This is a genomic window from Terriglobales bacterium, assembly GCA_035457425.1.
Lineage (GTDB): Bacteria > Acidobacteriota > Terriglobia > Terriglobales > Acidobacteriaceae > JACPNR01.
In genome coordinates this window covers 1-19,618 of record DATIBR010000186.1, presented here as the reverse complement: position 1 = coordinate 19,618, position 19,618 = coordinate 1, and the positions used below count along the sequence as shown (strand labels likewise).

The following is a 19,618-nucleotide window of genomic DNA, read 5'->3' as shown; positions in this document are numbered from 1 at the left end:
CCGTGAACTGTGGACTAATACCGCCATGTTCTCCGAGCAGCTTCTTGAGCGCCTGCGCTGCCCCGCCTGCCGCGCCCCGCTCGCCTTCCGCCAGGACAAGCAGGACTTCCGCTGCGACGCCTGCCGGCGCGTCTATCCCATCCGCGACGGCGTTCCCGTGCTGCTGGCGGAGGAAGGGACGCTGGAGGGTTAGCTCGTGGGCGCGGGCCGGACACCGGCGCTACCTCAGTGCTGGATGGGCGCGCGCGTGTCGCCTTCGCCGAACGAATCGTACGACACCTCCATCCGCTGACCGGAGGAGGTCGTGATGATCAGCGAGCGCCGGTCGGCCAGCAGCCGCACGATGTCGCCGGTGAGCGCGGTCAGCGCCATCTTCTTCCAGCTCTTGCCGCCGTCGATGGAGTGGAAGAGCGCCGTCTTGGTGCCGCCCGCCCAGACGTCGTTGCCGTTGGCCGCGAGCGCGCGGAACTGCACGTCGCTCGCGATGGGGACGTAGACCCAGGTGCGTCCATCGGTGGAGCGCTGCACGCGGCCGTCGGAGGTCACGATCCAGCGCGCGTTGCCGGAGTCGAGTTCGAAGCGCGGGTTCGCCGCCCGCGTGCCGCTGACCGCGACGTTCGCCGCCTGTTCCTTCTCCAGCCCGCCGGCGAATCCCGGGCCGTACGCGCCCTTGGCGCGCGCCATCGTGCCGCTGCCCGCGGCAGTTTGTGAGACGACGCTGGCTGTTTCCGTGGAAGCCTCCGCGGCCGGCTTCTGCGCGTCCGCCAGCTTGGCCTCTTGGTTCGCCGCATCGTCTTTCTTGGTGGCGATCTTGTACGCGTTGGCTTCCGCCTTGCCGCCGGCAGGCGCGCCGGTGGAGGACGCGGCCGGCGAGGGCGCGGACACCGCACGCCCATAGGCCACTTCGTCCGCCGCCTGGGCAGGCGCGGCGGTCGGCGCCGCGGGACGAGCCTCGGCAAGCTGCGCTCCCTGCGCGCGTTTCTGGTCCTGGTCTTCGCGCGCCCGCGCCGGCGTTGCCGCTTGCGCGTTCTTGCGCGAGACTTCGGCGGCTTCGCCGTCGCGCGCCGGCTGATCCTTCTCGGCCGCCGCCGCCACCGGCGTCGAGGCCGGCGGCTTCAGTTGCGCGGCCGGCTGCTCCTGCTTGGCCTTCGCGGCGAATTCGCCGCTTGCGGGACGCGGCCCTTCCGCGGAATATTTCCCGACCTTCGGCGCCTGCATCACCACCGCGACCGCCACCACCGCGACCGCCGCCGCGACCGCGCCCCAGCGCATCAGCGGCACCGTCAGCCAGCCCGCCTGGCGCGGCGCGACCGTGGCCTCCTCCGCCGGCGGCTGCTCCGGCGCGGCCAGCGCCACCACCTCGCGACACTCCGCGCACGTCGCCAGGTGCGCCAGCACCTGCTCGCGCTCGCGCGCGATCAGCGCGCGCTCCGCGAACGCCGTCAGCAGGCCGGCATCGGGATGCGCGCCCGCCACCGCCTGCTTCGCCAGCGCCCTGCGCGCGAGTTTGGACAGCTCCGCCATCAACTTCCTTCCTTACCGGAGAACGGCGCCGCGGCCGCATCTTGCGCCAGGCGGCCGCGAATATTGACCTGCAGGTCGCGCACGTCGGCGGCCAGCGCCTCTTCCGCCTGCCGCCGGCTCATGCCGCGCTTCACCAGCGCGTCCAGGATGTGCTTGCGCAACTGCCCCGTCAGCTTGTCGAGCTTGCGGCTGATGGTGGACTCGTGCACGCCCAGCGTCTTCGCGACCTCGGCCAGCGTGCGCTGGTCCAGGAAATACGAGGCCAGGATGTAGCGGTCTTCCGCCGGCAGCGCGGCGAATACCGAATCGACCGCGGCCTCGAGGCGCGGGTCGACGGGGACCGCGTCTTCCACGACCGGCGCGGCGAACTGCACGCCCTCTTCGTTCTCCTCGTCCAGGCTCACCAGCTTCTTGCGGGTGCGATAGCGGTTGACGTACTCCTGCGCCAGCACGGTGCGCAGCCAGCCCTCGAGCGAGCCGCGGCCCATGTAGAAGAGCAGCTTGGAGCGGCGCTCGCCGTCGCGCAGCTCGGTGCCGTAGAGGTCGGCGTAGAGCGAGTCGGCGAGCTCGCGGCCGGTGGCCTCGTCGCGCGCGAGGGCCCGCCCGGCGTCGAACAGCTTCGCGCGGTAGCGCGCGAGGAAGACCTCCCAAGCGCGCTCGTTGCCCTGCGCGCAGCCGCGCGCCAGCGCCAGCTCCTCGACGCGCAGCGACCGGTAAAGCTCGGTCGCATCGCCCGGCCCGGCGCCGGCCGGCAGGTACTTCGCCCCGACCTCCGCCAGGATGCGCAGGAACTCGGCCTGCTCGAGGCCGTAGTCGGCGGCGCGGCTCGCGGCCCACAGCTCGCCGAACAGCCGCTCCAGCCACTGGCCGGCTGGGCCGATGCTCGGACGCCCGGGTTTTGTGCCCGCGGACATGTCGTGGAAGGGGGATGTTATCAACAATTTGGACGCCGGCAGCAGCCACTTTGGTTATTCCGCCGCGCGAATTTCGTCCGCAAGAGCGCGCTGCGGTGTCGTTCTAGGAGCAAGGAGAAAGACCTATGCGTACGCTCAAGACCCTGACCCTGCTGGCGGTGATCGCCGGCGCCATCGTCATCCTGGGAGCGCTGTGGCAGCCGGCGCCCGTTGCCGCGCAAGTGAAACCCGCGGGCGAGCAGCCCGCGACTGCCGCCGGCGGCGGATACCGCGTGCTGGCGCCCATCACCCACGGCAGCTTGACCATCTTCCCGGTCGTCGCGGCGAGCGCCCACGACACCCGCGAATTCCTCACGCTCGATGAAGGGCTGCGCTCCGGCGAAGTAGTGGTGACCGAGGCCGGGCGCGTGCAGCCGCTCATCCGGCGCGGCCGGCGCTACGAGCAGCAGCGCGGCGACGGCGCCGAGGTCAACCGGCTCGTCCTCGTGAACAACTCCAAGCGGCCGCTGCTCTTGCTGGCGGGCGAGATCGTCACCGGCGGCAAGCAGGACCGCGTCATCGGCAAGGACCGCATCGTTCCCGCCGAAAGCGACCCCATCGACCTCAGCGTGTTCTGCGTGGAGCCCGGCCGCTGGGTCGCGCGCGGCGAAAAGTTCGGCGCACTGAGCGGCCAGATGGCGCAGCCCAGCGTCCGCGCCAAGGCCATGGCCGACAAGGACCAGCAGAAGGTGTGGGATGGCGTGCGGAAGGCGAATGAGTATGCGATCGCGGCGGCTCCGGCGGTGTCGCGCGCCGAGATCAGCTCGGAAGGCGGCTCTTCCTACGCCGGTGTCATGGACAACAAGGCCGTCCGAGCGCAGGTCGACGAGGTCGCCGCGCCCATGCAGAAGTCCTACGAGTCGGTGATCCGGCAGCTCAAGAACCAGAACGCCGTCGGCGTGGTGGTGGCCATCAACGGCGAGATCGAGTGGGCCGACATCTTCGCCTCCACCGAGCTGCTGCAGAAGTACTGGCCGAAACTGGTGCGGTCGTATGCCGCGGAGACCATCGGCGTCACCCGCGCCAAGGGCGCGACCGTCAGCCAGGCTGCGGCGCAGCAGTTCCTCAACGACTGGGGCGGCAAGCGCCAGATGGTCGAGACCGAACCGGGGCTCTTCCGCCACGTCGAGGTCGCGGGCCGCGGTTTTCGCGCCTTCCAGCTCACTTCGCTGCTGCCCAGGACCGGCTTCGATGTGCACCTCAGCAAGATGGCCGAGGAGAACGGAGGCATGATCGGCAACTAGGAGTGGCTGGTGGCGAGTTCCTAGTTGCGAGTTGGCAGAACCAACGCAAGGGCTGCAACGTATCCATCAGCGGTGACGGGGATTCGCGGGCCCGAGGGAACCGGTCGCTGGCCACTGGGTTCGCAGGCAACCCGGCGTATCCCCATGACAAGATTGGTTGTACGCGAAATTTTTACCAGAACTGCAACAAACGGGTGGGTGGCGCAGTCTAATCCACTAACGGCAGTAGACGTGCAAGGGACATAGGTAGAGGTGGTTCCAGGGTCGGAGGTGACGACATGGGTGACAAGTTCAACGTGACCGAAGTCGCGGCCCTGCGGAACGAGCTGCTCCAGGGTGGGCTCGACTCCATGCAGGCCGCGGAAGTGGTGAGGATGTTCCTGATGGGGCACGGCTACGGCATCTCGGCCGACGCCGCGCTGGACGCGGCCAGCCGCATCACGGGCGGCGGCTCCCTGGAGGCCGTGCAGAAGGATCTCGAGAATCTGGCGCTGGTGATGTAACCGCATCATGTGGGGCGGAACTGCCCCGATAAATCACGCGCCTTACCCCTGGTCTGATGGACCAGAGAAGACAGAAGCCGGGCGAAACTGCCCGGCTTTTTGTATGCCCGAAATGTGTCCGCCGGCCGACAGAATGTGTCAGTCCCGGAGGCGGACCCGCCCTGCCTCCCCATGTTTACCAATGAAGTAACGGATTGACACGATACGGCTAGTAGTAATACGACTATGACAGCCCGCCGTGCCGTTCGGGGCCTGGGAGACACCCCGCAATGCCCACCACCGAGCCGATCGCCACCCGGATCCTGCGCACCACCATGGAGCTGCGGATGCTCGAATGCGAGCTGCGCTCCGCGCTGGAACTCGCCGGCCCCTCCCTGCCGTTGCCCGGGCAGCTCGACCCCAAGATCGCCGCCGAGTTCCACGATGCCCTCGACCGCATGCGCCATACGCTGTGGACCAGTGCGGTAGCCTACGCCACGCCCACGCCTGACGCGGCCGGGAGCGCGGTCATCGGCTATCGCTTGAGCCGCGTCGCCGAGATGCTCAGCATGCTGCGCGCCTCGGGCGCGCCCGAGCTTGCCGAGCTCTCCGGCTCCGACAGCTTCATCGAGCAGGTGCAGGCCGTGGCCGCGCTCACGCTCGACAAGCATCTGAAGAAGACGCCCGTCGCCTAGCGCGCCAGCACGCGCTCGGCCGCCTGCTGGCCCTCGCGCACGCAGTCCGGCACGCCGATGCCGTGGTAGGCGTTGCCGGCCAGCGCCAGGCCGGGCAGCTGGGCGGCGAGCGCCTCGATGCGCGCCACGCGCTCCAGGTGCCCCACTTCGTACTGCGCCATCGCCTGCCGCCAGCGGAAGACGCGGGTGAACAGCGGCTCGGCCGCCATCCCCGGACCGAGCACCTGCTGCAGCTCGCCGCGGATGGCCGCGACCAGTTCGTCGTCGGAGAGCTGCATGTTCTCGCCGGCGGCCTCGCCCCCGATGAAGCAGCGGAACAGCATTTTCCCTTCCGGCGCGCGCGCGTGGAACTTGTTTTGCACGAAGGTGCACGCCAGCATCTTCTTCCCTTCCGCCTTGGGCGCCAGGAAGCCGAACCCTGCGATGCGCGCGCGCGTGGCGGCGTCGAGCGCGGCCCCGTCGTATGCCAGCGCGATGGTGATGGACGAGTTGTAGTTCACGCCGCGCAGCTCATCCGCGAGCGCGGCCGCGGCGGCGCCCAGCAGGTCGGCGGCCTGGTACGCCGGGACCGCGAGGATCACGGCGTCGAAGTGCTGGTCGCCGGCGTCGGTCACGACCGACCACTTCGCCTCCTCCGCCGAGCCCGCGCGCCGCAGGCTCCACGCCGGCGTGTTCAGATGCAGCGCGCCCGGCGCGAGGCGGGCGGCGAGCGCGTCGGTCATCTGCTGCATGCCGCCGCGCAGCGTGGTGAACAGCGACGCCGCGGAGTTCGCCGGCATCTTCTTGCGCGCCTCCATCATGGCGCGGGCGAGCGAGCCGGTCTTGCGCTCCATCTCGACGAAGCGCGGCAGCACCGCGCGCACGCTCAGCTTGTCGGCCGAGCCGCCATAGACGCCCGCCAGCAGCGGGTCGGCCATGCGGTCCACCATCTCGCGCCCGAAGTGGCGCGTGACGAACTGCGCCACCGACTCGTCGCGGTCGCCCTCCCGCGGCTTGGTCCAGAGCTCGCTGGCGGCCATGATCTTCGCGCCCAACGAGAACAGCCGCGTGGTCGCCATCGGCCACAGCTTGGTCGGGACCATGAACATCAGCCCATCGGGGATCTCCACCGGCCGGCCCTGGACAAGGATGAACGTCTTGCGCTGGTAATCGTTCGAGGGGATCAGTTCGTCGGCCAGCCCGAGGTAGCGGCAGAGCGTCGCCGCCCAGGGTTTTTCGCTGAGGAAGGAATCCGGCCCCGCTTCGACCACGAAGCCCTGGACGTGCTCGGTGCGGATCACGCCGCCGGCGTGCCCGGAAGCCTCGAAGACGGTGTATTCCAACGGCGTGCCGGCGTGCCGGCGCTGCTCGAGCTGGAAGCCGGCGCTCAGCCCCGCGATGCCCGCGCCGATGACCGCGACTCTCATCGTTTCCACTCGCTCCGCTCGTAGACCACCCGACCGATGAAACGAGCATGCTCCTGGATGCCCTGGAGCTGCGCCGCTCGGCGGCCGCGCGGGCCTCGCGCCGCGTCTCTCATCGGACCGCGGCCGGGATGCGCGCACGCACCACGTCTGCGAGCGCGCGGATGAACGTGGGCGAGTCATTGAGCGATTCGGCGCGCCACAGCTTCACGCCGTGCTCTTCCGCGAACTTCCGGAACGCGATGTCGATGTCGTACAGCACCTCGACGTGGTCGCAGACGAATCCGATGGGCTGCAGCAGGACGCCCGCGTGCCCCAGCTCCTTCAGTCCGGTGATGGTGTCCTCGACCGTCGGCCCGAGCCATGGCCCGCCGCTCATGCCCTGGCTCTGGAACGCGAACCACCACGCGCCGTCCATCAGCCCGGCGGCCTGCGCCACCAGCTCCGCGGTGTGCTTCGCCTGCGCGGAGTAGAGGTCGCCGTCGAGGATCGTGCGCTCCGGCACGGAATGCGCGGTGAAGATCACCGCCGGCTCCGCGCCGTGCTCTTGTTCCGCGCGCGCCAGCGCCGCCTTCAGCCGCTCGGCGAAGGCGGCGATGAGCTGCGGTTGGTCGTGCCAGCTCTCCACGAAGTCCACGTCGAAGGGCGCGCCCGATTCACCCAGCAGCGCCTTGCGATACAGCCCGACCGATGTCCGCGAGTCCTGCGGCGCCAGGCAGATGGCGATGGCGTGCGTCACGCCGTCGCGCTCCATCTGCGCCCGGACGTCGGCGATCCACGGCTTCCAGTTGCGCATCCCGACGTACACCGGCAGGCCGACTTCGGCGGCCAGCAGCTCGCCCTGGCGCAGCGTGAGCCGCGTGAGCGGCGAGGCGCCGATGAGCGCGTAGCGGTGCTCGATCTCCTTGACCACCGCCTCCGGCACCGGCCGCCCGCTCGTCACCGCACGCAGGAACTCCGGTACCTCTTCGGGCTTGTCGGGCGAGCCGTGCGCCAGCAGCAGGACCGCGGTCTTCCGCGTCATCATCCCCTCCTGGCCGCTCGCGGCGCTCACCGGGAGCCCGCTTTCCCGGCAGAGAACTCGCGCACGTACTCCACCAGCGCGAGCACGTTCTCCACCGGCGTCTCCGGCAGGATCCCGTGGCCGAGGTTGAAGATGTGTCCCGGACGCCCGCCGGCGCGCCGCAGCACGTCGTGCGCGCGCTCGCGCAGCAGCTTCTTGTCGGCGAACAGCATGACCGGGTCGAGGTTCCCCTGCACCGCGCCCGCCCACTCCAGCGACCGCCACGCGTCGTCGAGGTTGGCGCGCCAGTCCACGCCGATGACCTCCGCGCCCGTCTGCTTCATCGCCGGCAGCAGCGTCGCCGAATCCGTGCCGAAGTAGATGACCGGAGCCTTGGTCTTTTGCAGCGCCTTCACCAGCGCCGTCGCGTGCGGCAGCACGTAGTGCCGGAAGTCTTCCGGGCTCAGGCACCCGACCCAGGAATCGAACACCTGCACCACGTCGGCGCCGGCGCGCACCTGCTCGGCGGCGTAGGCCCCGAGCACGCTGACCAGCTTGCTCATCAGCTCGTTCCACGCCTTCGGCTCGGTGTACATCAGGCGCTTGGTGTGGACGTAGTTCCGCGAGCCGCCGCCCTCGATCATGTAGCTGGCCAGCGTGAAGGGCGCGCCGCAGAACCCGATCACCGGCAGCTTCGACCCGAAGTGCTTGGCCACGCGCGCCACCGATTCGGCCACATAGTTCAGGTCGGCGGCGCGGTCGGTGCGCAGCCGCTTGACGTCTTTCGCTTCGCGCAGCGGCTGCTCGATGACCGGGCCCTCGCCGGCTTCGAAGCGGAAGTCCAGCCCCATGACCTCGAGCGGCAGCAGCAGGTCGGCGAAGATGATGGCCGCGTCCACGCCCAGCCGCTCCGCCGCCGTGATGGTGACCTCCGCCGCCAGCTCCGGCGACTTGCAGATCTCGAGGATGGAGTACCGTTTGCGCACGGCACGGTACTCGGCCATGTAGCGTCCCGCCTGCCGCATGAACCACATCGGAGTCACGTCGACGGGCTCGCAACGGCAGGCGCGGACAAAGCGGCTATCAGGGGCGCTCATAAGAGAAACGTCATTGTAGCGGCTGGGCTTGCGGGCGGATTGTGACCACCGTCACACCGGGGCGTGCAGACGGCAATGCCCGAAGCCGAAGCTTCGGGCATGGTGTGCGAGCGGGGACTAGGCCGCCAGGGCCTTCTCGAAGTGCTCGCAGAGCGTGGTCTCGAGCAGGTAGTTCCTCACGACGATTGGAGTGGTGAGGTAGGGCTTCACGATCTCCTGGATCTTCGGGAAGACCTCCTTCTCATAGCGCTCGGCGTTCAACTTCTGGTCCCAGAAGCTGATGTTGATGACCTTCTTCTCCTCGAACTTCTCGGAGAAGAACGGCAGCAGCTCGAGGAAGCCCGGCTGCTTCTTGAGGATGGGCAGGACCTCGTTCTTGAGGGTCTTGATGAAGTCCTGCTTCTTTTCCATCTTCACTTCGAATTCCAGAATGCGGGCAAACATGGGGGAACCTCCATTGCTAGATGAGACGGTGATAGACCAGCCGGGCATTCCGGGTCCCGGATACCGCGTATCCGGCGCTCCCGCGGCACGTGCCCGGCGGGAAGCGTTGGGAAGGGGCCGACACTGCTTCCCGGATGCCCGGCACGAAGATGGTCGGAAGGCTACCGCAGCGCGGGGCGGCTGTCAGTGACGCGCGACACCCATGCGCAGGAGATTTCCACAGAAAACCGCGCCCCGGCTCAGAGCAGCGGCAGCTTCGTCTCGGGATCGTTCTTCCGCTCGACCTCTTCCGCGTACGCGGTGACGAACAGCTCGAGCGTGGGCCAGACCTCCCCGGCGAGCAGGTGTCCGCCCACCGTGGAGCCGTCCTTGCGGCCGATGACGCAATGCGCGTGCACCTTCGGCTTGCCCTCGGCGAGCGTGATGTTGCCCAGCAGCGACACGACCTCCACCTGCTCGCGCACCGGCAGCGGCTCGTAGGTCAGCGTGGCTCGCTCGAAGTACGCCAGCGTCACTTCGCGGAAGCCGCCGATGCCGCGCAGCTCCGCCGCCACGATCTTCTCCTCTTCCGCGAACTTGAGCAGCGTCGGCAGGACGTCGTCGCCCTTGTCGAAGGCGAGCAGCCAGGTGCGGCGTGCCGGGACGTCGGCGAGCAGGTGCGCGCGCATCACCGGTGCTCCGGGTGGGCGAGCTGCGCCTCGGCTGCCAGGTTCTGCACCGCCAGCCGGGTCTCGCGCACCATGAAGACCGAGCCCATCATCAGCTCGATGACGGCGAGCGCGCCCGCGACCAGCGCGACCAGCGCCACGATCCGGTAGCCCAGCGCCGAGCCGTAGAAGCTGCCCAGCCCGCCGATCACGGAGAGCAGCGTGGAGCCGGCGAACAGCCCGAGCGCGGCGTAGATGCTGCGCAGCGCCTTCACCAGGAACTGCGCGCGCTGCTCCAGCCGCAGCATCTGCTGGCTCCAGGCGGCATGCTCGGGATGACCCTGGTCGAGCGCGACCACGCGCGGCGCGACCGCGCGGTGGCGGTCCACCACGCGCGCCAGCCGGTTGCTCGTCGCCAGCGACAGCACCGCCGAAGCGTTGGTCAGCATGGCGGGCGCCACCACGGCGGTCAGCACGGCGAACGGGCTGCCATTCCCCAGGACTTCGGCGACCATGCGCACCTCGCGCAACATTGTAGCGGCTGGCGTTTGACTCGCGCTTCGCCCGCGCACTAGCATCGCCAGACACCCGAGGTCCCCAGCCGATGTCCATCGCCACCCCGACCGCCCGCCGCGAGATCCCGTACGCGCTCGTCGAAGACGCCCGCAAGCACGTCTACGAGGCCGCCATCCGTACGCCGCTGGTCAAGCTGAACTACGACGGCCCCGCCGAGATCTGGCTGAAGCTCGAGAACATGCAGCCCATCGGTTCCTTCAAGATCCGCGGCGCCTACAACCAGGTCCGCCTGATGACGCCCGCGCAACGCAGCCAGGGCGTGTGGACGGTGAGCGCCGGCAACGCCGCGCAGGGCGTCGCGCTCGCCGCCAAGCGCGCCGGCGTGCCCTGCAAGGTCCTGGTGATGGACACCGCGCCCGCCACCAAGCTCCAGGCGATGGAGCGGCTGGGCGCCACCTACGTGAAAGCTTCCTTCGACGAATGCTGGAAGGCGCTGGGCGAGCGCCGCCATCCCCAGATGCCGGGTGCGTTCGTGCATCCCTTCGAGGATGACGAGTTCATCGCCGGCAACGCCAGCTGCGGCCTCGAGATCCTGGAAGACCTGCCCGACGTCGACGCCGTGGTCGCCAGCTTCGGCGGCGGCGGCCTGACCTGCGGCATCGCCACCGCGATGAAGAAGAACCGGCCGCAGGTGAAAGTCTTCGCGTCGGAGCCCGCGACCGCCTCACCGCTCGCCTACTGCCTGGCGCAGGGCGCCGCGATGAACTTTCCTGACTGGCAGGCGAGCTGGGTGGACGGCTGCGGCGGCAAGTCCGTCTTCCCGCGCATGTGGGCGGCGGCGCACCACCTGCTCGCCGGCTCCATCGTCGTCACGCTCGACGAGATCGCCGCGGCAATGAAGCTGGTCGCCGAGCGCAATCACGTCATCGCGGAGGGCGCGGGCGCCTGCGCCGTCGCCGCCGGGCTCACCGGCAAAGCCGGCAAGGGCAAAGTGGTGTGCGTGGTGAGCGGCGGCAACATCGACCTCAAGAAGTTCAACGAGCTGGTCGCCACGTAGCGCCGGCGTCCCGCCCGCGCCGGCTTATTTCGCCGCCATCTTTTCGCCGAACTTCTCCAGCGCCTTGCGCACCTTGGGCGCCACCACCATCTGGCAGTAGGGTTGCGCCGGATTGTTCTCGAAGTACTCCTGGTGGTAGCCCTCGGCCTCGTAGAACGCGGTGGCGAGGGCGACTTCGGTGACGATCGGCGCCCCGAAGGCGCGCGCCCCGGTCAACTGCTTGATCTTCTCTTCCGCCGCGCGCTTCTGCTCTTCGCTCGTATAGAAGATGGCGGAGCGATACTGCGTGCCGACGTCGTTGCCCTGGCGGTCTTTCGTGGTCGGGTCATGGATGGCGAAGAAGACTTCCAGCAGGTCGGCGAACGTGATCTCCGCGGGGTCGAAGGTGATGCGCACGGCCTCGGCGTGCCCGGTGGTCCCGGCGCAGACCTCGCGGTAGGCGGGATTCTTGACGTGCCCGCCGATGTACCCGGACTCGACGGCGTGCACGCCGCGCAGCCGGTCAAAAACCGCTTCCAGGCACCAGAAGCATCCGCCGGCAAGAATGGCTGTTTCGGTAGGCATGTTCAGTAGATGCCCGGCGCGGCCGGCTGGTTACGAAAGGAAGAAGTTCTGGCGGAGAGGGGGGGGATTCGAACCCCCGGTACAGCTTTTGACCGTACAACGGTTTAGCAAACCCTCTCGGCTCCGCCAGCTATCTTGAAGAAAAGTAGGACAGAAGCCCTGCAACCCTTCTGTTTTCTACTTGTTCGCTTAATGTGCCGAGATGTGCTGAGTTGTGGCGGGAAGTAGTGTTTTGCTGTCAGGGTCCCCACAAAAGTCCCCACAGTCAGAACCGCAGCGCGAAACTTATTTGCGGGGTCGCTGCGTGGTTTCGATTTCATCCAACCCGTCGAATGATGTTCCGCTTCTGCCGCGAAACAGATTTATCGGCGTTTGCTGCTTCCAGTCGGGAAAGAAGACGAGACGTACGCGACTGATGGACTGCTTGGGTATCGAGATCAACCCGCCGTCAATTGTGACTCGAAAGAGTGTCCTACCGCGAGCGTCCGAGTTCATTGTCGGACCATACGCCTCAATTACGTCCTCGTTCTTCAGTATGCCGCGAAATCTAACTAGGTCCTCCACGTGGACAGACGTCGTGACCAGTTCAGGCAGAGTTTGGTTGGTGATTGAGCCAAAGTACTTGGTAGCAATATTCGTGCCTGGAATTGTCCGCATACCCAGATTCTCTGGCTCAATGAATGTGAACCGGATATAACTTTCCCCTCCGCTCGATTCGACGCGACCGCCTTCGATCGGGTACGCGGTCCAATGCAGCCTCCGGTAGGGCTTCAGCTGGCTGCATTCGCGTTCCAGGTCTTGCCACGTAGTGCCGGGAGAAGCGGCGGCCCGTTCCATGATGGCTGTCCCAGCGTAGTCCGAGCAGTCCGATTCAACGTCTCCCCATAGTTCAAGTTTCTGGACTTGCTTGGGAGAAGCAGTCGCATTTCGGACATAGAGAACAGCCGAAAATCCGAATTGGGTAGGACGGGTGAGCGTACCTATTTTGGGTGGACGAAGCGCAACGACATAAGGGGAGACACCAACCTCTAGAGAACCGGTTCTATGGGACTCACTCGCAGCTGAAGGTGTGGGTTCTAACGATGGAAGAGTGGATGAACCCAGACCTAGCTTCTGTGCCCCCCAGGTTGCGATAGCGGTTTCAGGCTCGCAACCAGACCGAAGAAAATTGCGACACAAACAAAGATTACGAGGGCAGCAAAGCCCCAAATCTTAGATCTGTATCCCGGATATGGCTCGCTTCCGGAAACAGTGAGTGGGAGTCCATCGGCCGCAAAGATGCCTAGGTTCTTGGGAGCCGCTTCTTGGACCGTTTCGGCCGCGACTGCGCGGGTCAACAGAACTCCAGCTCGGGAGGCACTCCAGGCACTTACGGCACAAAGCAGCATTCCGCCGATGGTCGCTAACTCCCCAAGTCTGCCTTCTTGCAGACTTCCTGTTCGGGCCGCGTAGAGTATCGCGAAGATCAGCAAGGTGCCATCTACGACCTTAGCCGCAAGGGTCTTCCCGAAGCCCTCAATGAATAGTTGACCGAAGCGAGCAATGATGGAACGTTGCATCTTCAGCGGAGTATAAAGCCAATACAAACACCACACTTGGCATAACTTAAGGCAGCACTTGAACTACTGAATTGCAGCAATCCAACACGGAGCAGGGCATTCATTCGCCTGGCGGTTGCGGTGCCGGGCCCCATGACCAAGAGGTATCAACAGTGAAGCCGCCGGTTTCTAGAACATCCCCAACGATTGCGCTAACCGGCCGATCTCTAAGCTCTTTGTAACGGAATGTATGTGCAGGAATTCCGATCTGCTCTCGGCACTCCTGTATCCAGTGGTGGAGCGCCTCAACAGCAAACACGAATCCTTCGAGCTCTCCTTTGGTTAGGGCTCGAACGGTCTTGGATGTCTTGTCCCGCAGGTGCACATCGCCGCTGTGCGCAACAGAATTACGAAAGCGGTAGAGCGTAATTAGTCGCGTGTGCCAAAGCGGGTCGATCCCAGACGTGAATTCTTGCGCGGGAATCAGCCCCATTTTCTTTGGCCATTGTTCCAGCTTCTCGCCGAAACGCACCTGACCTCGCTCATTCTTCTCAAGGAATTTCCTAGCGTTGTGGTGCTGCTGGCCCAGCTGAGTGGCACGGTCCATCAATAGCTTCGTAACTCCAACCTCGGACGCGACTCCCAATTCCAGAACCCCTCTTGCCTGATCGGCAGCACTGATGCACGTCAGCGCATCACAGAACAACAACTCGGAAACCGGGATTTCTCGCCTGGCGTTGAGCTCCTTTCCAATCCAGTGCCATTCATCACCAGTTAGTGGCCGAACCATGACAGTTTGGCCGAAGTGCGCAAAGTTCTGCTGCCCAATTCGACCTTCGGCGAGCACGAACGACCCACCTCTGTACCAAGCGCCATAGCCCTGTCCGCCTCCAAAAATCCAATATTGACGCCCAACCGCGCGGACCAGCTTTAGGAAACTCGTCATCAGTGGTTGCAGAGCGCCGCTGAGGACGGGCAGTTTTCGGTCGTCAGGTATGACCTCCAGACGCAGGACGGTGACGAAAACGTCAGGTGACTCGTTGCTCAGCGCGCCCTCGGGGGTTTTCAATAGGTCCACCGCCAGCGGCTTGTTCATCAAGATCAGACCATGCTCGTACCGAAGTTGGAGTGCTGCCCAGGGTTTGTCATCAATCGTGAAGATCGGAAAAGGAAGAAAGACCTCCAGTAGCTGTCCGCCAGTTCCTGACAATTGTGGGGATGGATGTTGTGGAGGTGTGGTAATCCGAACGGGACCGTTCGTGAGAGGCTGCTTCTTCGGGTCGCCCCAACGTGGGTCAAACATCATAGTTCCTCTCCTCGTGGAGTAGCAGGAAAACCATCATGTCTACCACCGATGAACGTTGGTCAGTGACATAGTTTGCTCGTTGTTCTGGATTCGGAACAAAACTCTGAATGCCAGGTGGTGATGGGCGTCGCGGCCTACCCTTGTGCCGTCTTGCTACAGTGCAGGAAGGGAGAGCAAGTTCATGAGTTATCTAGTCATCTGCACGTTTGATCTGAAGGCTGCGAGCGCAAAGGATTACGAGAACGCGTACGCTGATCTACAGAAAATGGGGTTGGCGAAGGTCCAAGTTGCTTCTCAAGGAACGAAGGTAGTCATTCCGACCACGACTGTGGCCGGAGAGTTCAATGGTGCAAGTGCGACCGCAGTGCGTGACGATTTATGTACTCGGGTGCAGGACGCCTTCAAGGCGCGACGCTTTAGCTCCGAAATCTTTGTCGCGGTAGGTGGCGACTGGGCTTGGGGTGGGAGAGCAACGTGAGGTTTCTTGGTAGCCTCGCTTTGAAGTGATACCTCCCTTGTTGCATCAAAGTTCCAGGTGGGACTCAGCGGAAGTTCACTTCGACATTAATCTGCACAGCCACTGGCGTACCATCGCGCCGCGCCGGTTCAAATATCCACTGCCGGACTGCCTCCAAGGCGCTCTCATCAAGCTCATGGTTCACCGAGCGTGCGATTTTCACTTGCTTCACCTTGCCATCGGCGCCAACGACTGCCCAAACGACAACCGTTCCTTGTCCCGCTCCTGAGCGAATAACGGGGTCTGGCGCTCGGATCGCTCGGGGAGCGGACATACGATTTTTCTCGAACAACGAATAGTGGCTCGCCGGCGGCCTTCCCTGTTCGTATGCTTTGACTGCTTCTTGGTAGCCAGGCTGATCGGGGACTAGAGCGGAAGCTTCACGTTCCGCAGCGACTGCTTTCTGCGTCTCGCCATTGCGATAGTAGGTTGTCGCCAATGTATCGAGTGTTTCGGCGTTCTTCCTTCCTGTAACTTCCACCGCCTTCTCGGCAAGCGCTACGGCTCGTTCCCGGTCGGCGTGTGCCTCGGTTGGATTCTTTTTCGACGGCCCAGTCAGTACGAGAGCGAGAGCCCTCAGCGCCCATGGATGATCCTGAGCGGCGGCTTTCTCGTACCAGTCCATCGCTTTCGCCATGTCTCGTTCCACGCCGCGACCCTCGGCGTAGATAAGGGCCATCCCATATTCCGCGACGGCGTCGTTGCGTTCCGCCCCTTCCCGCAGCAACTTGAGCGCTTTCGCATTGTCCTGTGCGACGCCCTCGCCACGGAGGAAGATCAGTCCAAGCCTCGATATCGCTGCGAGGTTGCCTTGCTCGGCGGCCTTCTTCATCCACCCTGCAGCTTTGCCGAGGTCCTGCTTAACGCCCTGGCCGGAGGCGTATGCCTGAGCAAGACGAAACTGAGCTTCCGCATCATCCTTCTTTGCGGCCTTCTCGAACCAACGTGCGGCCTCCTGATCATCTTTGGCTACGCCGGTCCCAGCTGCATAGGCCGCTCCAAGCTCGACTTGGGCCTTCGAGTCCCCCGCCTGAGCGCGTGTCCTTAGCTGGTTTATGTCGGGAGCTTGCGCCGTTGCTAGCACACAGAGCAAAGCAATTGCCGTGACTGAGAGGGTTCGCATCGAAAAAGGGCCCCTTTAGGAAGAAGCGACTTACAACGTAACGTTACGTACCTAACGTGCCGGACACCTATGCTGCGTTTTCCTTCTTGCTCCAAAGGCCAGGAGCACTAAGGGAAGCACCGATTGAGTAGCTAACGGCGCGAACTGCTGGGACTGTGAAAGCGAAGAAGTCGATGCAGCTTCTCCAGTCCAAGTTCACACAGGCGGAGCCGGTGAATCCGCCCAAGCCCCGACCCTCAAGGACGCGTAGAGCAATGCCTAACATCAACCAGAAGGTCGGAAGTGGCCATGCCCATCTAATGAGCTTTGTGTAGCTCAGGTGCTGGACTATCGCCCCTAGTAACGCCGAAAACAGCAGGTTCGCGATCCACGCTTTTAGCAGGACACCCAGAATCGATGGGGCTGGAATTCCGTTGACTAACACCCAACCCAAATACTCCGGACCCAATACTGCGAAGAGAGTGTTCACGACAAACGCGGATACCAGCCTCAAGCGGCTCATCTTGCTAGCAAAGTGTCTTAGCGCTCCGGAGTTCCCAAGCCGTCAATCAGCGCAACGGCCGCGGAGGCCAGCTTTTTTTGGTAAGAAGAGCGCTCTCGTTCGACAAACTCCGAGAGAAGCAATCGCAAAGTCTGCCGTTGCTCTGGACTCAAGCAACGCAACCGTTGGATCTTGAACCCGGTCATGTCAGGGATGAGACCCTCTCGTGGACTAAACGCATACACGAGGAAGTTGCGAACCTCGTTCTCGCCATCAATATTCTCCAACGAGTCCATAAGCCAAGCGGCTAGAAAGGCTGCAAAGGCCTCCTCTGTAAGCAGCTCGTAACCGTCCGGCTGGGAGCGTAGCAGCTCTTTGGGTACCTCCGTCCATTTCCGCCCACTCAATGCCTTGTACAACTCTTTTTCATCATCCATTTCCGGATTGTCGGCGTCGTCGTAGCGCGTGATTCTTCCGGTATATGCTTCTGCAGGGAATGAGCGCCGAATGGAATCGCGCAGCGCAATCTCGTTAGGAGCGTTGGACACGTTGCAGCCAGCGCTCTCGGATGGAGGCAATGATTGTGATAAGAAACCACGCGGCAAACACTACAGCCACCGCAAAGAAGAGGCGGAGGTCGTGCAGAGTTGTAACGGAGACAAACATTGCCAGAGCCATAATCGGTATGAAGACAATTAACGCCTTCAGATACCTGGATAACCAAGGTCTCTTCCCTGGTGCCTGATTGAGCTTGGTTTGCATTTCTAGGGCCTCACTCTCTAGGGACATTTGCTCGTACCTACCGCCTTCGTGTTGCTCGTGTATTTAGTAAAGGCGGCTCCAACGCCATTGGAAATCGGTTCCGGTCCGCCATTAATCGTTAGGATCCAAGTGCCCTTGCCATCGGATGATAGCGCGACGGAGGCCTTGCCTACGCCGACTCCGATATCCACCTGGAGTGTGCCGAACGGCCCGCTAAGTTGCTGCGCGGATCCTGCATTCGTGAAGAAGACGCCAGGGCCGTATCCAGCGTATGCCCCAAGCCCACCGGGTTGTTCGATTGACTGTTTAGGAGCGCCGCCTATGTGACTTCCGACTCTACCGGTGGCTGCGCCGGAGCCGAAGCCTCCCAATGAGAAGCCGCTTTGGGAATTCCAGAACGCTCCGCCGCCGAGTTGCCCGGTCAAGACACCACTTATCAATGTTCCCAGACTGCCCGTGGCGGTTCCACCTCCGAGAATTCCAAAACCTCCGCCACGTTTCGGGGTCCCACATTGAGCGCTCGACCCACCGCCATGTGAATCACCCGTGTCCTGTAGGGGACCTCGGCCTCTTGCCCCAATGCCACCACCGCCACCACCACCATCATCGGGCGGCGTGCACGGCACATTCCCGGGTGCACCACAAACGTACATAAGGAGACCGATTGGATCTACCGCATTGGTTGGGCTGTTCTCGACATAAGAATAGAGGTTCAAGGACTGAGGATCGCCAACATAACCTCCGAGCAAATCGCGGCTTGCGAACCGTCCCAGACGCGTTGAGTATTGCCTGAACACGGCATAGTCGTTTCCCGATTCCGAATCCAGCTCGTAAGTCGTGAACTTGTAATTGTTCGACAGCAAATCAGTAATGACCTGCTCACCGCCCCAGGGATAAAAGTCCGACTCTTCCTTGATGGCTGTTCCGTCCACATTGCTCATTACGAGGGCTGATCCGAGAACATCCGGATAGAAGTAGTACGGCGTACTGGTCGAGACTTTGAGGAATCCAACTCTGACTCCGGCGAAGTACACGTAATCTTTGTCTGCAGCGCCGAGAAGGTCAGTCTCGCTTAGCGGGGCATATCCAACACCGGTCCAGTAAAGTCGAGTGCTCGCTTTATAGACACGCTTATTGTCACCATCGTACTTGTAGGCGACTCCTGCCGCAGCAGTGGTTTGATCATCGGCATTGTAGGCGTAGGTTGCGACACCATCATTGGTCAGGTTGCCGGCGAGGTCGTAAGTCATGCCGTCAATCTGATTCTTGCGATTCACCGTGACAGTCAGACCCTCGTAGTTGGTCTTACCCGCGTACGCGTTTTTCTGGAGAAGATTGCCCCAGTTGTCATACACGTACGAATTCCCCCAAAGTGTCGAATTTGGGGTATACGCATCTTTGATGCGGTTGAGGTTGTCGTAGGTGTAGTTAACGGTGCGATTGTCGTCTCGATTGTTTCGAATCTGACTGACGTTCCCATTCGCCAAGTACGTGTAATTCAGGCTTTGAATCGTAAGAGAAGCTGACGACGCCGAAAGCAGACTTGGCAGCAGCCGATTGTTGAAACTGAACGACCGAGTCACACCATTCGAAGTTCCAGTCGCTCCGCTTTTGAACTCACTCAAAGCGCCCCATGGCGTATAGAGCGCGTCTTTCGCATACCAGTCGGTCCGGAGTGAATCCTTCGCTGTCAGTGGCCGACCCGCGTTGCTGTAGGTGTACTGGACCACTTTCCCGCTCGGGTACGTAACCGACGCCAAAGAACCATCCAAGTTGTAGGTGTATGAGGTCGTTTTCGTAACATTGGGTGAAACGGCGGTAATTGTGCGCCGTTCGGTCGCGACGCGACCGTCATTGTCATAGCTCCATGCCGTTTGGCCACTGGCATCGCTCATACCGGTACGACGCCCTTTGCCGTTCGAAATGGTCAGGCTGTTGTAGGTGGTCTGATCGTAGAAGTAGGAAACAGTCGGATCGCTGTTTGAATATGATTTGATTGTGAGGCGATTCGCCGCGTCGTAACTAAGAGTAGTTGTAATGCTACGAGGATCCACCTTGCGACAAACATCTTGTGGATCGCCACTGCAAAGGGCAGCACCGGCTGTCGTGTAATAAGAGTTCGTGGTACCGGTGGCGGAGGTGCTGGATCCCGTCTCCGGAATGCTTTCACTGGTGACTCGTGACAGGGCGTCATAGGTATAAGTACGCGTCCGCCACTTCGTCGTGTCTGTCGTGCCTCCTCGTTGTTCAGCTGTGAGGAGA

18 protein-coding genes are annotated in these 19,618 nt (G+C 63.4%); 5 read left to right on the top strand and 13 right to left on the bottom strand.

Going from position 1 to position 19,618, the window contains the following annotated elements; translation table 11 throughout:
* Nucleotides 1-25: 25 nt before the first annotated feature.
* Nucleotides 26-193, top strand: a complete 168-nt coding sequence (locus tag VLA96_14780) for a Trm112 family protein (protein ID HSE50469.1) — start codon at nucleotides 26-28, stop codon at nucleotides 191-193.
* Nucleotides 194-225: 32 nt separating this feature from the next.
* Here VLA96_14780 and VLA96_14775 read toward each other — a convergent pair whose 3' ends face one another.
* The gene (locus VLA96_14775; GenBank protein HSE50468.1) at nucleotides 226-1,524 is read right to left on the bottom strand and encodes a zf-HC2 domain-containing protein; all 1,299 of its coding nucleotides are present in this window, start codon (nucleotides 1,522-1,524) and stop codon (nucleotides 226-228) included.
* Complete coding sequence (locus tag VLA96_14770) at nucleotides 1,524-2,438, bottom strand: sigma-70 family RNA polymerase sigma factor (GenBank protein ID HSE50467.1); 915 nt, start codon at nucleotides 2,436-2,438, stop codon at nucleotides 1,524-1,526. Before VLA96_14770 ends, VLA96_14775 begins: the two co-directional genes overlap by 1 nt.
* Nucleotides 2,439-2,563: 125 nt before the next feature.
* Here VLA96_14770 and VLA96_14765 point away from each other — a divergent pair, with 125 nt between their 5' ends.
* The 3 genes from VLA96_14765 (at nucleotide 2,564) to VLA96_14755 (ending at nucleotide 4,898) form a co-directional block, all read left to right on the top strand.
* Entirely contained in the window at nucleotides 2,564-3,721 is a 1,158-nt protein-coding gene (locus VLA96_14765; GenBank protein ID HSE50466.1) for a DUF6569 family protein, read from the top strand.
* Between the two features lie 278 nt (nucleotides 3,722-3,999).
* Nucleotides 4,000-4,224, top strand: coding sequence for a hypothetical protein (locus tag VLA96_14760; GenBank protein ID HSE50465.1), 225 nt, complete (start codon nucleotides 4,000-4,002; stop codon nucleotides 4,222-4,224).
* A gap of 269 nt (nucleotides 4,225-4,493) precedes the next feature.
* On the top strand, nucleotides 4,494-4,898 hold the full coding sequence (locus VLA96_14755; protein ID HSE50464.1) for a hypothetical protein: 405 nt from the start codon (nucleotides 4,494-4,496) through the stop codon (nucleotides 4,896-4,898).
* Here the strand turns inward: VLA96_14755 and hemG are convergent.
* From hemG to VLA96_14725, 6 genes are all read right to left on the bottom strand, one after another.
* Entirely contained in the window at nucleotides 4,895-6,304 is a 1,410-nt protein-coding gene (hemG, locus tag VLA96_14750; GenBank protein HSE50463.1) for a protoporphyrinogen oxidase, read from the bottom strand. The two genes, VLA96_14755 and hemG, sit on opposite strands and share 4 nt — an antisense overlap.
* A gap of 109 nt (nucleotides 6,305-6,413) precedes the next feature.
* Nucleotides 6,414-7,325, bottom strand: coding sequence for a ferrochelatase (gene hemH, locus VLA96_14745; protein ID HSE50462.1), 912 nt, complete (start codon nucleotides 7,323-7,325; stop codon nucleotides 6,414-6,416).
* Between the two features lie 26 nt (nucleotides 7,326-7,351).
* Nucleotides 7,352-8,401: a uroporphyrinogen decarboxylase gene (hemE, locus tag VLA96_14740; GenBank protein HSE50461.1), complete on the bottom strand. Its 1,050-nt coding sequence runs from the start codon at nucleotides 8,399-8,401 to the stop codon at nucleotides 7,352-7,354.
* Between the two features lie 117 nt (nucleotides 8,402-8,518).
* The gene (locus tag VLA96_14735) at nucleotides 8,519-8,845 is read right to left on the bottom strand and encodes an antibiotic biosynthesis monooxygenase (protein ID HSE50460.1); all 327 of its coding nucleotides are present in this window, start codon (nucleotides 8,843-8,845) and stop codon (nucleotides 8,519-8,521) included.
* Between the two features lie 239 nt (nucleotides 8,846-9,084).
* On the bottom strand, nucleotides 9,085-9,513 hold the full coding sequence (locus tag VLA96_14730) for a PPC domain-containing DNA-binding protein (protein HSE50459.1): 429 nt from the start codon (nucleotides 9,511-9,513) through the stop codon (nucleotides 9,085-9,087).
* Nucleotides 9,513-10,007, bottom strand: a complete 495-nt coding sequence (locus VLA96_14725) for a DUF2721 domain-containing protein (GenBank protein ID HSE50458.1) — start codon at nucleotides 10,005-10,007, stop codon at nucleotides 9,513-9,515. Before VLA96_14725 ends, VLA96_14730 begins: the two co-directional genes overlap by 1 nt.
* Before the next feature lie 89 nt (nucleotides 10,008-10,096).
* On the opposite strand from VLA96_14725, the gene VLA96_14720 reads away from it, so the two are divergent.
* A complete protein-coding gene (locus VLA96_14720) occupies nucleotides 10,097-11,065 on the top strand; it encodes a pyridoxal-phosphate dependent enzyme (protein HSE50457.1) in 969 nt (322 codons plus the stop codon).
* 24 nt (nucleotides 11,066-11,089) lie between these two features.
* On the opposite strand, the gene msrA is transcribed toward VLA96_14720, so the two are convergent.
* The 5 genes from msrA to VLA96_14695 form a co-directional block, all read right to left on the bottom strand.
* Nucleotides 11,090-11,629: a peptide-methionine (S)-S-oxide reductase MsrA gene (msrA, locus tag VLA96_14715; GenBank protein HSE50456.1), complete on the bottom strand. Its 540-nt coding sequence runs from the start codon at nucleotides 11,627-11,629 to the stop codon at nucleotides 11,090-11,092.
* A gap of 1,659 nt (nucleotides 11,630-13,288) precedes the next feature.
* Complete coding sequence (locus VLA96_14710; GenBank protein HSE50455.1) at nucleotides 13,289-14,473, bottom strand: hypothetical protein; 1,185 nt, start codon at nucleotides 14,471-14,473, stop codon at nucleotides 13,289-13,291.
* Nucleotides 14,474-15,015: 542 nt separating this feature from the next.
* A complete protein-coding gene (locus tag VLA96_14705) occupies nucleotides 15,016-16,113 on the bottom strand; it encodes a TonB family protein (protein HSE50454.1) in 1,098 nt (365 codons plus the stop codon).
* A gap of 519 nt (nucleotides 16,114-16,632) precedes the next feature.
* Nucleotides 16,633-17,142: a hypothetical protein gene (locus VLA96_14700; protein ID HSE50453.1), complete on the bottom strand. Its 510-nt coding sequence runs from the start codon at nucleotides 17,140-17,142 to the stop codon at nucleotides 16,633-16,635.
* A 231-nt stretch (nucleotides 17,143-17,373) separates the two neighbouring features.
* On the bottom strand, nucleotides 17,374-19,618 hold a 2,245-nt coding region (locus VLA96_14695; GenBank protein HSE50452.1), incomplete at its 5' end, for an RHS repeat-associated core domain-containing protein.

Coding starts and splice junctions, on each gene's coding strand:
- VLA96_14755 (HSE50464.1), top strand. CDS start 4,494: ATGCCCACCACCGAGCCGATCGCCACCCGGATCCTGCGCACCACCATG.
- VLA96_14735 (HSE50460.1), bottom strand. CDS start 8,845: ATGTTTGCCCGCATTCTGGAATTCGAAGTGAAGATGGAAAAGAAGCAG.
- VLA96_14760 (HSE50465.1), top strand. CDS start 4,000: ATGGGTGACAAGTTCAACGTGACCGAAGTCGCGGCCCTGCGGAACGAG.
- hemG (HSE50463.1), bottom strand. CDS start 6,304: ATGAGAGTCGCGGTCATCGGCGCGGGCATCGCGGGGCTGAGCGCCGGC.
- VLA96_14770 (HSE50467.1), bottom strand. CDS start 2,438: ATGTCCGCGGGCACAAAACCCGGGCGTCCGAGCATCGGCCCAGCCGGC.
- VLA96_14765 (HSE50466.1), top strand. CDS start 2,564: ATGCGTACGCTCAAGACCCTGACCCTGCTGGCGGTGATCGCCGGCGCC.
- hemE (HSE50461.1), bottom strand. CDS start 8,401: ATGAGCGCCCCTGATAGCCGCTTTGTCCGCGCCTGCCGTTGCGAGCCC.
- VLA96_14775 (HSE50468.1), bottom strand. CDS start 1,524: ATGGCGGAGCTGTCCAAACTCGCGCGCAGGGCGCTGGCGAAGCAGGCG.
- msrA (HSE50456.1), bottom strand. CDS start 11,629: ATGCCTACCGAAACAGCCATTCTTGCCGGCGGATGCTTCTGGTGCCTG.
- VLA96_14725 (HSE50458.1), bottom strand. CDS start 10,007: ATGGTCGCCGAAGTCCTGGGGAATGGCAGCCCGTTCGCCGTGCTGACC.
- VLA96_14720 (HSE50457.1), top strand. CDS start 10,097: ATGTCCATCGCCACCCCGACCGCCCGCCGCGAGATCCCGTACGCGCTC.
- hemH (HSE50462.1), bottom strand. CDS start 7,325: ATGACGCGGAAGACCGCGGTCCTGCTGCTGGCGCACGGCTCGCCCGAC.
- VLA96_14730 (HSE50459.1), bottom strand. CDS start 9,513: ATGCGCGCGCACCTGCTCGCCGACGTCCCGGCACGCCGCACCTGGCTG.
- VLA96_14705 (HSE50454.1), bottom strand. CDS start 16,113: ATGCGAACCCTCTCAGTCACGGCAATTGCTTTGCTCTGTGTGCTAGCA.
- VLA96_14710 (HSE50455.1), bottom strand. CDS start 14,473: ATGATGTTTGACCCACGTTGGGGCGACCCGAAGAAGCAGCCTCTCACG.
- VLA96_14780 (HSE50469.1), top strand. CDS start 26: ATGTTCTCCGAGCAGCTTCTTGAGCGCCTGCGCTGCCCCGCCTGCCGC.